Annotated in this window: 14 protein-coding genes and 1 pseudogene; 8 read left to right on the top strand and 7 right to left on the bottom strand. The window is 61.4% G+C overall.

The annotated features are described in order from the left end of the window. Positions 1-35: 35 nt before the first annotated feature. Positions 36-830 carry an AraC family transcriptional regulator gene (locus AMD14_RS11805; RefSeq protein ID WP_011051442.1) on the bottom strand — a complete coding sequence of 265 codons (795 nt, stop codon included), beginning with the start codon at positions 828-830 and terminating at the stop codon, positions 36-38. Positions 831-926: 96 nt separating this feature from the next. Between AMD14_RS11805 and AMD14_RS11800 the strand changes: the two genes are divergently transcribed. The 8 genes from AMD14_RS11800 to yddG all read left to right on the top strand — a co-directional run bounded on the left by AMD14_RS11800 (position 927) and on the right by yddG (position 8,166). Beyond that, positions 927-2,111, top strand: coding sequence for an MFS transporter (locus AMD14_RS11800; protein ID WP_011051441.1), 1,185 nt, complete (start codon positions 927-929; stop codon positions 2,109-2,111). Between the two features lie 52 nt (positions 2,112-2,163). Further along, positions 2,164-2,778: a short chain dehydrogenase gene (locus AMD14_RS11795; RefSeq protein WP_015463237.1), complete on the top strand. Its 615-nt coding sequence runs from the start codon at positions 2,164-2,166 to the stop codon at positions 2,776-2,778. 104 nt (positions 2,779-2,882) lie between these two features. Beyond that, positions 2,883-4,016: an NAD(P)H:quinone oxidoreductase gene (locus tag AMD14_RS11790; RefSeq protein WP_045714585.1), complete on the top strand. Its 1,134-nt coding sequence runs from the start codon at positions 2,883-2,885 to the stop codon at positions 4,014-4,016. A 53-nt stretch (positions 4,017-4,069) separates the two neighbouring features. Next, positions 4,070-5,089, top strand: coding sequence for a proline racemase family protein (locus AMD14_RS11785; protein ID WP_011051438.1), 1,020 nt, complete (start codon positions 4,070-4,072; stop codon positions 5,087-5,089). A 251-nt stretch (positions 5,090-5,340) separates the two neighbouring features. Next, complete coding sequence (gene gstA / locus AMD14_RS11780) at positions 5,341-5,970, top strand: glutathione transferase GstA (protein ID WP_011051437.1); 630 nt, start codon at positions 5,341-5,343, stop codon at positions 5,968-5,970. Positions 5,971-6,039: 69 nt separating this feature from the next. After that, on the top strand, positions 6,040-6,636 hold the full coding sequence (locus tag AMD14_RS11775; RefSeq protein WP_011051436.1) for an NAD(P)H-dependent oxidoreductase: 597 nt from the start codon (positions 6,040-6,042) through the stop codon (positions 6,634-6,636). Next, positions 6,633-7,244: a TetR/AcrR family transcriptional regulator gene (locus AMD14_RS11770; protein WP_011051435.1), complete on the top strand. Its 612-nt coding sequence runs from the start codon at positions 6,633-6,635 to the stop codon at positions 7,242-7,244. The genes AMD14_RS11775 and AMD14_RS11770 overlap by 4 nt, the downstream gene beginning before the upstream one ends. Positions 7,245-7,287: 43 nt before the next feature. Then, positions 7,288-8,166 carry an aromatic amino acid DMT transporter YddG gene (gene yddG / locus AMD14_RS11765; protein WP_015463234.1) on the top strand — a complete coding sequence of 293 codons (879 nt, stop codon included), beginning with the start codon at positions 7,288-7,290 and terminating at the stop codon, positions 8,164-8,166. Between the two features lie 137 nt (positions 8,167-8,303). On the opposite strand, the gene AMD14_RS11760 is transcribed toward yddG, so the two are convergent. The 6 genes and pseudogenes from AMD14_RS11760 to AMD14_RS11725 all read right to left on the bottom strand — a co-directional run bounded on the left by AMD14_RS11760 (position 8,304) and on the right by AMD14_RS11725 (position 13,845). Beyond that, complete coding sequence (locus AMD14_RS11760; RefSeq protein ID WP_040107628.1) at positions 8,304-9,179, bottom strand: EamA family transporter; 876 nt, start codon at positions 9,177-9,179, stop codon at positions 8,304-8,306. A gap of 51 nt (positions 9,180-9,230) precedes the next feature. Next, positions 9,231-10,398, bottom strand: a pseudogene (locus AMD14_RS23400) (IS3 family transposase). 60 nt (positions 10,399-10,458) lie between these two features. Continuing rightward, entirely contained in the window at positions 10,459-11,232 is a 774-nt protein-coding gene (locus AMD14_RS11740; RefSeq protein WP_015463231.1) for a PDDEXK nuclease domain-containing protein, read from the bottom strand. Then, positions 11,229-12,428 (bottom strand): tyrosine-type recombinase/integrase, encoded by a 1,200-nt coding sequence (locus AMD14_RS11735; protein ID WP_011051431.1) that lies wholly within the window; start codon positions 12,426-12,428, stop codon positions 11,229-11,231. The genes AMD14_RS11740 and AMD14_RS11735 overlap by 4 nt, the downstream gene beginning before the upstream one ends. Before the next feature lie 219 nt (positions 12,429-12,647). After that, entirely contained in the window at positions 12,648-13,013 is a 366-nt protein-coding gene (locus AMD14_RS11730; RefSeq protein WP_011051430.1) for a DUF3085 domain-containing protein, read from the bottom strand. Positions 13,014-13,068: 55 nt separating this feature from the next. Then, complete coding sequence (locus AMD14_RS11725; protein WP_015463230.1) at positions 13,069-13,845, bottom strand: hypothetical protein; 777 nt, start codon at positions 13,843-13,845, stop codon at positions 13,069-13,071. Positions 13,846-13,955: the final 110 nt, after the last annotated feature.

Below are 13,955 nucleotides of genomic sequence, written 5' to 3'. Positions count from 1 at the left end.
CATCGGCCGACCTCGCGCACGCCATATGCACCGGGTCAGCGCAACGACGCGAAGTACTGGGCAGGCGGCTTGCCCAACATCTTCTTGAACATGGTGATGAACGCCGTCACCGAGTCATAGCCGAGGTTGCCAGCAACCTGCTGCACCGCTGCGCCTTCGGTAAGTTGGCGCAGGGCGACGATCAGATGCCACTGCTGGCGCCACCGCCCGAAGCTCAACCCGGTCTCTCGTTGCACCAGCCGAGCTAGAGACCGGTCACTCATGGCCAACTGACTGGCCCACTGCGCAAGTGTGCGGCGGTCCGCAGGATCGGCCGTCCATGCGTTCGTGATATGACGGATTTTCGGGTGGTCCGAAACGGGCAGGTGCAATCGTTCGATGGGTGCCGTCGCCAGCTGTTCGAGCACCACGGCTGCCACGCGGGCCGTTGGACTTTCATGTGGATAGGCTGGAGGCTGCCCGGCGAGATAAAGGATAAGTTCGCGCACCATCGGGTTGATCGCAATCGTGCAGCATGTCTCCGGCATCAAAGTGGCCCCAGGCTCCACGAACAAGAAGCCAATGCGCGCGTTGTCGGTTGCACGGTTGCTGTGGGGCATGCCGCCCGGAATCCACACGGCATGATGGGGCGGGACCATCCACATCGCTTTGGGCACCTCGCACACGACACCACCACGCAAGGCCATGACCAACTGCCCCTTTCTGTGCTGGTGCACTGGTTGCTCCACATCGTTTTGTTCGATGTCCAGCAATAGTGCAACGGCCGGACGCTCGTCCGCGTCGGGGTCGAATTGGCATACCGATTGGTTGAGGGCAACGCTGATTGTCATAATTTAGCGATCATCTGTCTTTCCTTCTCTATTACATCTTAAGCCGGCAGCGTAGATTGAGGGTATTCCCGTATTTGCCCCGATAGACGTTGTGAAATGCATACCTTGTCCCGCTCCAACGGCGCTACCCAAGCGGCCCTCCTGATTGGCATCCTGCTCATCGCGGCCAACCTTCGTGGCCCGATCACGGCGATGCCACCGCTGCTGGCACAGATCCAAGCGGATTTCGGCCTTGGCACCACGGCAGCGGGCGCACTCACCACCTTGCCGCTACTCGCATTCGCGCTGCTGTCCCCCGTCAGTGCACTACTTGCCCGCGAGTACGGGCTGGAACGCACCTTGTTCGGCGCCCTCGTGACGATCGCTCTTGGCATTGCCCTGCGTTCTGCCGGTGCCGTCTGGTGCCTGTACGTCGGCACGACCCTCATCGGCATGGGAATCGCGGCGGGCAACGTGCTGCTGCCCAGTCTGGTCAAGCGCGACTTCCCCCACAACATCGCTGCACTCACCGGCGCTTATGCGCTGGCCATGGGAATCGCGGCCGCGCTCGGCTCGGCTGTGGTCGTTCCGCTGGCGCATTCCTTGGGATGGAACGGTGCGCTCGCCACCTTGCTGGTACTGCCCCTGGCGGCGCTGGCGGTGTGGACGACCCAGTTGGGTCGCCACACGGCTCCCCCTCCCGGTACGCCCTCGCCACCGCATGGTGGCGCGGTCTGGCACTCCGCGCTGGCATGGCAGGTCACGCTGTTTCTCGGTCTGAATTCGACGATCTACTACATCGCCATCGGCTGGCTGCCCACGATCCTCATTGAGGCGGGAATGTCGCCGGCGAAAGCCGGTTCGCTGCACGGTGTCCTGCAATTGGCGACGGCCGTACCCGGACTCTTTTTGGCCGTGCTGCTGCGTGGCAGGCGCGACCAGAGACTTCCAGCAGCGGCAGTGGCCGGCTTCTCTGTCGTTGCCTTGCTGGGCCTGATGGTGGCACCGCAATTGGCACTGGTTTGGTCGATCCTGTTCGGGCTTGGAACTGGGGCCGGCATCATTCTCGGCCTGACCTTCATTGGCCTGCGTACCGGGGATGCGCGCCAAGCGGCCACGCTGTCCGGCATGTCGCAGTTGATCGGCTATCTGCTGGCCGCAGCAGGACCAATGGCGATGGGGGCCCTGCACGATGCGCTCGGTGGATGGCGTGTGCCCTTGGGCGTATGCGTCGTCCTCGCTCTGATCGCCGTCTTCATGGGCCTGCTGGCAGGCCGGGACCGCCAGATCGGCCGCGCATGATGCCAAGCCAGAATCCATTTTGAAACGTCAACTTAGAGTAAAGGAGCTATCCATGAAGATCATCCTTATCGGCGCCACGGGCACCATCGGCAAAGCGATTGACGCCGAACTTGGTCAGCGCCACGAAATCATCCGCGCCGGCCGCAACAGCGGCGATGTGAAGGTCGATATCGCCGATCCCGATTCGATTCGCCGGTTTTACGCGGAAGTCGGTTCCTTTGATGCGCTGGTCAGCGCGACGGGCAAGGTCCACTTCGGGCCGCTGGAGGACTTCACGGCCGAACAACTCGAGATCGGCCTGCGCAACAAATTGCTGGGCCAGGTCAACCTCGTGCTCTTCGGCCTGAAGCAGGTGCGCGATGGGGGGTCGTTCACGCTCACCAGCGGGCTGCTCAACGATGACCCGATTCGCCAAGGCGCGAGCGCGGCGTTGGTCAATGGCGGCATCGACGGCTTTATCCGCAGCGCCGCCATCGAGTTGCCGCGTGGGATTCGCATCAATGCCGTCAGTCCGACCGTGATCGAGGAGGCGCTGCCTTCTTACGCGCCGTTTTTCCGTGGCGTCAAAGCCGCACCCGCCGCTGATGCGGCGCTGGGCTACGCCAAGAGCGTAGAGGGCGCGCAGACCGGCCGCATCTATCGGATCGGTTGGACGCGCGACAACTGAAATCCGTCTGCCCATGCCAAAACGCGCTCGGTATGCCGAGCCCCGAAAGAGGCGTGGCTTCATCCTTTATGGCGCGGTTTGGCCGGTCACTTGGACGATCAAATATGAAGCGTTTGATGCTGCTGGTTGCGCTGATTTTCATGGGAGCGACCGCGATGGCGCAAGAAAAAGCAAAGATCCTCGTTCTGATCCATTCCGAGAACGGAGGAACCTATGAACTGGCCAAGGAAGTTGCGGCGGGAATCCAAAGCATCGGAGAGGTCGAGTCTGTCATCAAGCAGGTGCGTGCCTCCGACAAGCCTGCTTTGAAAGACATCCCTGTCGCCACCACGCAGGAGTTGACGAATTACGACGGCATTGCATTCGGCTCCCCCGTCTACTTCGCCAATCCCAGTCCTGCCATCGGAGCGTTTCTTGCGGGAACAGTGGACTTGTGGACCCGCCACGCACTCGAAGGCGTGCCCGCAACCGTGTTCATGTCTGCCGGTAGCGGGGCTGGCAACGAGCTGGCGATTCAATCCTTCAGGAACAGCCTGGCGGCCCACGGCATGGTGCTGGTTCCCAACGGGATTCGTGGCGCCGAAGCGGTCGACAACACGATTCCACAGGGCAATACCATCCTTGGCGCGACCAGCCTTGCCGGACTCAAAGGCAGTCCGAGGCCGAGTCCCAGCGAGCGCCAGGTCGCGCGGCTGCAAGGCAGCCATTTCGCGAAGGTAGCACTCGCACTGAGATGCGTTCGTCCCCAGCCGACGGCACGCACTGAGGCATCTCGCCGCGTCGATATCAACACTGCTCTCAGCGAGAAAGGCATCGTTCTTCCGCCGCCACCTGCGCCTGTGGGTAATTACACCCCCTTTGCACGCTCTGGCAATCTGGTCTTCATCAATCAGGTGGCATTGAAGGATGGTGCCATCGTGCATGCGGGCAAGGTTGGCGCGGGCGTTAGCGATGATCAAGCCAAGGAAGCTACCCGCGTCACCATGCTCAACGTGCTGGCGGTGCTGAAAGATGCCGTGGGTGGCGATCTGAACCGAGTTCGGCGCACGGTTCAGTTGACCGGCCTGTTCAACACCACCAACGACTATGCCGATCACGCCAAGCTGCTGAATGTGGCCTCGGACCTAACGGTCGAGGTCTTTGGTGAACGAGGCAAGCATGCCCGGGCCGCAGTGGGCGCCGCCTCGCTGCCAGTGGCCTCGCCCGTGGAGATCCAAGCGATCTTCGAGGTCGAGTAGCAGGCATAGAGGCAGCGGAAGTAGAGATAACCGAAGACTGGAAAGGAGACGTCATGCGCTGGAGTAAGCAGTTTTCCGTCGTGGATTGCCACGCGGAAGGGGAAGTGGGCAAGGTCATCGTCGGCGGAGTCGGGAACATCCCCGGTACAACGATGTTCGAGAAGAAGCTCTATCTCGAACAGCACCGTGACGATATCCGCAAGCTGGTTCTGCAAGAGCCACGCGGCGCCACCTGGCACAACGCGAACATCATTCTTCCCCCCAGCCATCCCGAGGCGTCGATGGGATTCGTGATCCTGGAGGCCACGGAATACCCCGCGATGTCCGGCTCCAACACCATCTGCGTGGCGACCGTGCTTCTGGAAACCGGAATCTTGCCCATGCAGGAGCCCATCACGGACTTGGTGCTCGAAGCGCCTGCTGGCCTGATCCGGGTTCGCTGCGACTGCAAAGATGGCAAAGTCACCCGCGTGAAACTGGTGAACCAGCCTGCTTTCGTCTACCACCTGGATGCGAAAGTGGAAGTGGCGGGCATTGGCACCGTGAGCGCCGACATCGCATTCGGTGGCATGACCTTCGCCTTGGTCGATGCGTCGTCATTGGGTTTCGAGATCGTTCCTGCCGAAGCGCGCGAGTTGTGTGAATACGGTCAGAAGATCAAAGCAGCCGCCGCGGAGCAACTGGATGTCGCCTTTCCAGGCAACCCCGATATGCCGGGGATTACGATGACTCAGTTCACCGGCCCGCTGAGTCGTGCGGACGGAAAGTTCTTCTCTCGAAACACGACCATCGTGTCGCCAGGACGTTGTGACCGTTCGCCATGTGGCGCAGGAAGCTCTGCCCGCCTTGCCGCACTGCATGCCAAAGGCGTGCTTGCAAAGGGCGACACCCTGGTGCACGAATCCATTATCGGTAGCCGCTTCGAGTGCGGAATCGAGGATATGAGCAATGTCGGCGACTATCCCGCAGTCGTGCCCAGCATCGCCGGCCAAGCCTGGATTTCCGGCCTGAGCCAGCTCGGCCTGGATCCCTCCGATCCCTACGCGGAGGGGTTCACTCTTGCGGATAGGTGAAGCACGCAGGGCGTGGCATTGAGCTAAACGGTGAGCCGTTGCAGCGGGCATCGCGGTCAACCCCATAGAGAGGACTGGCAGAAATACCAATCACCAGATTGGCATAGCGTCCAAGGAGAAAGGCATGGCGTCCTGACCGGCCAACCAGCAAGGGATTACATACCAAAAGTATTCTACAATTGGTATGTAAGGTGCATCGAGTGCAGTTCTGCGCTTGACATCAACGCCGTCTGGTCATCCATGAGAACTCCATGAAGCTCTACTACAGCCCCGTCACCTGCGCTCTTTCCCCCTATATCGTTCTGCTGGAATCCGGCCTGGACCACGAGCTGGTCGTGGTCGATCTGAAGACGCACACACTGCCCGATGGGGCCGACTTCTACGCGATCAACCCGCTGGGCTATGTACCCTTCCTGGAGACCTCCGAAGGCCAGCGCCTGGCCGAAGGCGTGGCGATCATCCAGTACATCGCCGATCAAGCTCCCGAGAAACAGCTCGCACCTGCCAACGGCACTTTCGAGCGCTACCAGTTGCAAAGCCGGCTCAACTTCATCGCCACCGAACTGCCCAAGAATTACGACTATCTGTTCAGCTCAACCGCCACGCAGGAAGCCAAGGACAAGGCTGCGCGGGCGCTGTGCAAGCACTACGCCTACATCGAAAGCATCCTGGCCCAGCAGCCGTACTTCAACGGAGCGCAATTCAGCGTGGCCGATGCGTACCTGTTCACGGTCACCCACTGGGCCAGGCTGGTGGACCTCGATCTGTCGGATTTCGTGATCGTGCAGCGGTACCTGGCGCGTATCGCCGAGCGCCCCGCCGTGCGCACCGCGCTCAAGGTCGAGACAGCCCCCAGAAGCGGCGTGGCCTGCGCCGCTTGAGCGTCCTGCCGATGCCTCACATGAATCGAATCAAGAATCGTCATTCGCTTTGCTGAAAGGAAAAACACCATGCATGCACTGATCGTCGTATCGCATCCCGAACCGGGATCACTCACCCATCGAGTCGCCGCCGAGATCGCCAAGAGCATCGCGGACGCCGGCGCTGCACACACCTTCGAAGTCGCAGACCTGGCTGCCGAAGGCTTTGATCCGCGCTACAACCCGGCCGACCTCGCACTGTTTCGAAACCAGGGGCAGCCCCCCGCCGACGTGCTGGCAGAGCAGACACGGATCGAACGCGCCGATGCGTTGGTGCTGGTCTTTCCGGTGTATTGGTGGTCCTTCCCCGCCACGCTCAAGGGATGGATCGACCGGGTGTTCACCGGCGGCTGGGCCTACAGCGAAACGAGCGGCGGCCTGCTGAAACGCCTACCGGTGCACTTGGTCGCCATCGGTGCCTCTGGCAAACCTACCTACGACAAGCATGGCTATGCCACGGCGATGAAGACGCAGATCGAGCACGGCATCTTCGGCTACTGTGGCGCACGCGTGGTGTCCTCCCACTTGCTGACCGAAGCCGACGAGGGTTTTCCTCAGACGCATTTCGATACGGCCCGCCGCGTCGGACGCGAGCTTCCCGAACAGACGGACCAGCAAGCACCATGAGTCCTGAAACCGGCCCACGCAAGCGTCTGACGAAGGAGCAGCGGCTGGCGCAATTACTGGATGTAGCGAGACAGCTGGCCCACCAGGAAGGCACGGATGCACTGAGCCTGGGTCGGCTGGCCGAGGCGGCCGGCATCACCAAGCCCACGGTCTATGACCATTTCGGCACGCGGCAGGGGCTGCTGGCCGCGCTGTATCGGGATTTCGACTTGCGCCAACGGCAGGTCATCGACGCGGCTATTGCCGCCAGTAAACCCCGTCTGGAAGACAAGGCCTGCGTACTGGCACGGAGCTACATCGACTGCGTGCTGGCCGAAGGCCGGGAAATCCCGGGCGTGCTGGCCGCTTTGGACGGTTCGCCAGAGTTGGCGGTGCTCAAGCGGCAATGCCAGCAGGACTTCCTGGAAAAGTGCCGGACGGCGCTGGCACCAGTCGCCGGCCCCAAGGGGCTGCCGCTGGCAGGCTTGTGGGCCATGCTCGGCGCGGCCGATACACTCTCGGCCGCGGCCGTGTCCGGCGAGATCACGCACCACCAAGCCTGCGACGAGTTGTACGAGGTCATTCTCTCTCTGGTACAGCGCAGCAAGCGGCCATCAAAACCTAGCTGAGTTGATTGCAGTGACTAGAAAGAATGCCACCCTGATTGGTCTGATGGCCGTGCTACTGTGGAGCGCTGTCGTCGGCCTGATCCGCAGTGTAAGCCAACACCTTGGCGCGACCGGCGGAGCCGCCATGATCTACAGCGTGGCGGCTGTGCTGATGTGGTGCACCATCGGACCAACCCGAATCAGCACGCTTCCGCGGCGTTACCTGCTCTGGGGCGGCGTGCTGTTCGTCGCCTACGAGCTGTGCCTGGCCTTGTCAATCGGCTACGCCAATACTGGCCGGCAGGCCATCGAGGTAGGCATGGTCAACTATTTGTGGCCTGCGCTGACGTTAGTCTTTGCCATCCTTTTCAACAGGCAGAAGGCGACCTGGCTGATCATTCCTGGGTTCGCTGTCGCCATCACCGGCATCTGTTGGGTGCTCGGCGGCAACCAGGGGCTGGATCTCGTGGGAATGCTCGGGAACGTCCAGGCCAACCCCTTCAGCTATGGGCTGGCCTTGGCAGGCGCACTGATCTGGGCCGGCTATTGCACCGTCACTGTTCGGATCGCCGAAGGCAAGAATGCCGTCACGCTGTTCTTCATGCTCACGGCACTGACCCTGTGGCTCAAGTTCCTGCTCATAGGCGGGGAGACCATGACGTTCAGCTCGCAGGCAATCATCTACCTGGTGCTTGCGGCAGCCGCGATGGGTTTCGGGTATGCCGCATGGAACGTGGGCATCCTGCGAGGAAACCTGACGATTCTGGTGGGCGCATCCTACTTCATCCCGGTGTTTTCGGCAGCGTTGGCCGCACTGGTGTTGCGCACGCCGTTGCCGCTGACCTTTTGGCAAGGTGCGACAATGGTCTGCGCTGGCTCGATCCTGTGCTGGCTCGCAACGCGCAGCCCAAGTGCTGCACGTACGATTGACGCTGCGGCATAGTGCGCGACGCTACTTCGGTGACCTCTATGATGTGTTCCGAGTTGCTGTGACCTTCCGAAATCCCTCGATCGCGGGCAATACAAGTACCTTTTGCGAGATCGGTCAGAGCCCAATGCCGTAGTGCCTCTGAGACAAAGCTAATCTCTTTCGCCTGTAGTTAATGTGCTGCCCATGACGGCAATCGAGATTGACGCAATTGCCATCCATTGCACACTGGACAATGTCTCACCCAATATGATGTAACCCGCAAGAGCAGCAACGGCAGGAGACGAGCCGAGCAATACACCAAACAGACTTGTTGAGAGCCGACGCAAAGCCCACATTTCCAAGGTGTAAGGCACCGCGCTGGATAAGACTGCCACGACCAGTCCGATTGCAAGAACTGATGGGACTAGCAGCATGGAACCGGCCGACCATGCGCCGAGCGGAACGGTGATGGCAGCAGCCAAAGCCATTCCCCATGCAACGGCATCCATCTCGGGAAAGCGGGCAACTTGCTTGCCGTACACAACATATAGCGCCCAGGCGCCAGCAGCACCCGCGGCAAAAGCGATGCCGACAGGGTCCAGCGAAACCGAGTTGGTGCTGATGGGCAACAGCAGCCACAGGCCAAGACCAGCCGCCACAAGCCACGCCAGATCCAGCGGACGCCTAGCACCGCAAAGCACCACAGACAGAGGTCCCAGGACCTCAATAGCGATAGCGATGCCAATGGGGATTCGTGAGAACGCCTGGTAGATCAGAACGTTCATCAGCCCGAGCATGCTGCCATAGACGAGGAGCACAGGCAGATGCCTGCCTGTGGGCATTCGCCTCCAAGCCCGCCTCATAACGATCAGAAGGCATGCAGCGATACCAATGCGCAAGGCGGTCATGCCCGCCGCACCGACGGTCGAAAAAAGCTGCTTGGCAAAAGCCGCACCAATATTCTGGACTATCAGTGATACCAGGACAGCAGCGACCCCGGTCCAAGGCCCAGACTTGCGTAGGAAACGCGATTCAAAAGTTCTCATAGATGAATGATATAATCATTCATTTTGATACGCCCAGGGTTCCGTAGACACTCAAGACCCTCGTTGCGCGTAGCGCCGTTCAAACTCTACAGGGGACAGGTCGCCAGTTGAACCATGACGGCGTTGTGGGTTGTAGAACATCTCGATGTAGTCGAACACCTCGGCGCGTGCGGCGTCCTTGGTGGGGTAGATCCGCCGCCTGATCCGCTCGCGTTTGAGCAGACCAAAGAAGCTCTCCACCGGTGCGTTGTGCCCCAAGGGCAGGCTTCGCGCTCGTGGCAGTTGCCACGCCGACTCATGCTGCACACCAAGCCATGGGACGCCAGGAAACTGCGCCAGTCATCGCTGGTGTAGACAGACCCCTGGTCCGAATGAACCAGGCAACCAGCGCTGGGTTTGCGCCGCCACACCGCCGACAGCAAGGCCTGCACGACCAACTCGGTATCGGCTCGATCGCGCATCGCCCAGCCGACGACCTGCCTGGAAAACAGATCGATCACCACAGCCAGGTACATCCAGCCTTCATGCGTACGGATGAAGGTGAAGTCGCTCGCCCAGGCCGTGTCCGGCTCGGTCACGTCGAACTGTCGATCCAGCAGGTTGGCTGCCGCCTTGCACGGCGTTCCGCCATGGAAGCGCGGCTTGCGGCCATAGCCCACCTGGGCACGCAGTCCCTCGGTGCGCATCAATCGATGCACCCGATGGCGACTGCAACGCTCACCCAGATCGCGTAGATCCTTGGCAATCTTGCGATGCCCATAGACACTGCCGCTGGCCAACCAGTGGTGCTTGATCAGCCCCAGCAGGCGTTCGTCTTCCTTGGCGCGTTCACTGTCGGGCGACTTTAGCCACGCGTAGTATCCAGCCCGGTTCACCCGCAAAACCCGGCACATCGCGCACACCCTGAATTCTTCGCGGTGGACTTGCATGAAGAGGTACTTTGCCTTTACCCCTTGGCAAAGTACGCGGCGGCCTTTTTTAGGATGTCGCGCTCCTCCGTCACCCGGCGCAACTCGATCTTCAGCCGCCGGACTTCGGCGCTCTGGTCCGCCTCAGCGCGCTGTACTACGCCGGGCTTGCCGAACTTGCGCAGCCAAGCGTACAGGCTGTGCGTGGTGACACCCAGTCGCTCGGCGACCTCTGCCACCTTGAACCCACGATCGGTCACTTGCCGGACCGCCTCGATCTTGAACTCATCCGTATACCGCTTACTGCTCATGGACACCTCCGAATCAGCCATTTTCCATGGCCTTGAGATGTCTAGGAAATCCTGGGCGTATCAGAAGCCTTCCCCAAGTTCCAGCAGGAAATCTTCCAGTCGCTGAATCAAGGCCGCTTCCAGATCAGACTCTGAATACTCGTCCTTGAGGTCGAGGAACTCCAGCACATACGGGTCTTTGATCGCATCACTGGGTGTGACCGCATCCTCGGGCTTGGCCACCGAACCCTTGACCAGCATCGTGGCCTTGTCCTTGGACAAGGCCGTGCGCTCGTAGAACTGACTTCCAATCTGCCGGTCGAGCTGGCGCACGCTCCAGCCGCCGCGCAGCGCCTCGGTCTCGTAGAACTGGCGGGCATGGTCATCCTTGACCGAGAGCAGCCGAACATAGGCCGACCACGGCAGGGTGAAGACCTGGGCCAGTTCGGAGAGGTCGAATTTCCGAGACACTGTCTGGGATTTCTCGGTAGGCGACTCATTTCCCAATTTCCCAGACACTGTCTGGGAAATCTCGGGCTGGGAGTATGAGAGGTAGAAACGTCGCATGCTCTCCAGGTTGTTGACGCCGAACCCACGCCCGAACCGGGCCGTCAGATCGGCGGACAGCCGCTCCATCAACTGTTCACCGTAACCGGCCCGTCGCCTGCCTTTCTGCTCGGCTTCGACGATCCGGCGGCCAATCTCCCAATAGCTGGCCGTCATCAGCGCATTGACACTGCGCGCCGCTGCCTGGCGCGCCGCATCCAGCAGTTCCACGATGCCGCCGTGGATGCCGGCATAGCCAGCCGGTAAGGCGGCGCTTTTCCCCGCCGCCGTAGGCATCTTCCTTTTCATGCTGTTGCCTCCATAGAGCGGGAAGCCCCGGTGATTGCCAGCCGCCGATTCGCCACCAGTTCGGCCGCATCCCGCACCGGCTTGTCCTCGGTATGAACATAGTGCATAAACATCGCCACAGTCTTGTGGCCTGTGAGCTTCATGCCCACCTTGGTTGGAACGCCCGAATTGGCAATATCGGTCGTCGCTCGGTGACGGATACCGTGCGTGCCAACGTGCGGCACGCCAGCAGCCTTCAGCACGCGCGTCCAGCCGCCGTAGTGTTCGCCGTGGGTCATGTGCCGGGTCGGGTCATTCGGCGACGGCAGGACATAGGGGCAACCTTCCCGGCGCGGCGCTGTGGACAGCAGCCGATAGGCTTCCTCGCTCATAGGCTTGGAAATGCCGCCGGTCTTGCTGTCGGGCCAGACGACACGGCGGTTTTCCAGATCAACCCATGCCCATTCGAGCGGGCAGATTTCGGAGCGACGGGCGGCGAACTCGAATTGCAGGCGAATCGCCAGCGGGATGACGTAGTTCTCCAGCCCCTCGGCTTCCAGATGCTCCAGGTGACGGAAGATCCGTACCAACTCGTCATCCACGATGAGCCGAGTTTCCTTGCCGGGCGGGTACATCGGGACGTGGCGGCACGGATTCGTGCCGTCAGGGCGCAGCCCCCACACTTCGGCCAGGTTGAACATCTTGCGCAGCACGCCAAAGGTGCGATTCGCCTCGGCCTGCTTGTAGGCCAGCCTCTTCATCAGCGCGGCCACGTCCGGGCGCTTCACGTCCTGCACCTTCATCCGGCCCATGATCGGGATGATGCAACGGTCAATGACGCCCTGGTAGCCGCGCTGCGTGCTGGGCTTGTTACGCTGCTTGGAGTAGTCCTCCATGAAGGTATGGCAAAACTCCCTCATGGTCGGTGCCTTGCGGGCGGCGTTCTTGGCTGCGCTGGGGTCGCCGCCCTTGCGCACCTCGGCCAGCCACTCCTGCGCCATCGTGCGCGCCTGATCGACCGTCAGTTCTCCGTACTGGCCCAAGGCGGGCTTGCGGCGCTCGCCGGCGTTCGTGCGGTACTGGAGCATGAACACCTTGCGGCCCGCCGGTGTGATCTTGCACAGGAAGCCAGGCACCACGGTATCCCGCAGTTCGATGGCCTTGTCTTGGGGTTGTGCCGCATCGACTGCGGACTTGGTGAGCTTGATCTTCGCCATGATGACTCCTCGGAAAGCCCGGTTTCCGGGAGCCGCATGGGAGCCACGCGAGGGGAAGCCGGGTCAAGTTTCGGAAAGCACCGGCATATCTTGAACTCGCCTAAGTGATTGATAAACCTGCTGTATCGAGCCTTGGCGTAGTCCAGCGAATTGCGGTACTGGAGTCATCGTGAAAAAAAAAAAGCCCCCGCATGGCGGGGGCTGGGTTGATGCGCTGTGTCAGCGGTGGGGATCGGTCGACGGGATCGCCCGCACGGACAGCAGCTGGTCTGTGGCCGAGAGACTCAGATCGAAGTCGCCGTGGAGGACTTGCTTGAATACGGCATGGCCGGGATCGAAGAACTCGGCGAAGTCGTCGCCGCCGAGTTCACCCTGCGCCAGGTGCCACCACGCGTCGAAGTCGTCGACGTCGGGGTGGCAGCCGATCGCGTAGGCGAGCAGCTTCTGGCGCCCATCGGCGCAGCGTTCACCGTGCTCCGCGAGCCAGTACACTCCCTGGTCCTTGACCAGAACGAGCTTGCAGCGCTGAGCGAGGGCTTCGGTAAGGACAGGGCGCAGATCGGTGCCCCGGAATCGAATGGACATGCTGGACTCCTGAAAATGGAAGCGAGGAAGCCATCCCCGACCGGTGGGGTGGGGATCAAGGCAGTCGCCGCACTTGAATGCGGCGCCAACTGCCGTCGTCGATCAGCCGCTCCAGAACCTGGCCGAGGTCGTCGAAGAACACGTCCTCGGTGCGATCGACGCATTCGCCATCACGGTGCAGTTCGATCACGTACTGGTCCGCGGCTCGGTCGTACAGCACCCGAACGTCGCCCGCGAACTTCCCCGTGGAGACAGTGAAGCCGATGGCCGGCGGCGTTTGGATGATGTGGGCGGGCGTTGGATCCACCCAGGTGAAGTCCCGGGCACCCGCATCGACCAGCATGTGCGTGATGCGACGAAACCCGCCCGGTGCCGGCAACTGCTCCAGCTGTTCGATTAGCGCGGCCAGCTCTGGGCAGCGGGGCTTCGGAATGGGCAAAGGTGCCGGCGCGGAGCCCAGTACCGTCGTTTCAACCGAATAGACGTGTCCGTCGGATGTCTGTTCGATCCGCTTTTGCGGTGTGTCTGCCCGAAGGCCATCGAAGCGGCGCCTGGCGTAGGGCTCGACATGTACCTTGGCGCCTTCATCGGGCACTTCGGTCACCAGGGTCCGGTCGAGCACTGCGAACTCGGCACGGCCCGTTTTGACAACGATCGCCTCGTCGGTCCTAGCAATGACCTTGCCATCGAAGGGCTTCGGATCGACGGCAAGACCCAGGATCGAGACCTTGGGTTCGCCGTCGAAGATCTGGAACTTGAATCGGTGGACGTTGGAGGGCACGTGGCCACACACCAGTGTCGGCATCTGTGCGCGGATGGCTTGGGTATCCATGAAAGACTCCTTGAGAAATCCAAGGGACTTCCGCCCGCAAGGGAGGAAGATCCCTTGTGGGTTGGCGTGGAAGGACGCAGGACGCGCCCGATGAGGGATGACCTGTGCGG

The sequence above is a fragment of the Xanthomonas citri pv. citri genome (assembly GCF_000961215.1).
GTDB classification, from domain to species: Bacteria; Pseudomonadota; Gammaproteobacteria; order Xanthomonadales; family Xanthomonadaceae; genus Xanthomonas; species Xanthomonas cissicola.
The sequence above is the reverse complement of the archived record's forward strand: the minus strand, read 5'-3'. Positions and strand labels throughout refer to the sequence as shown.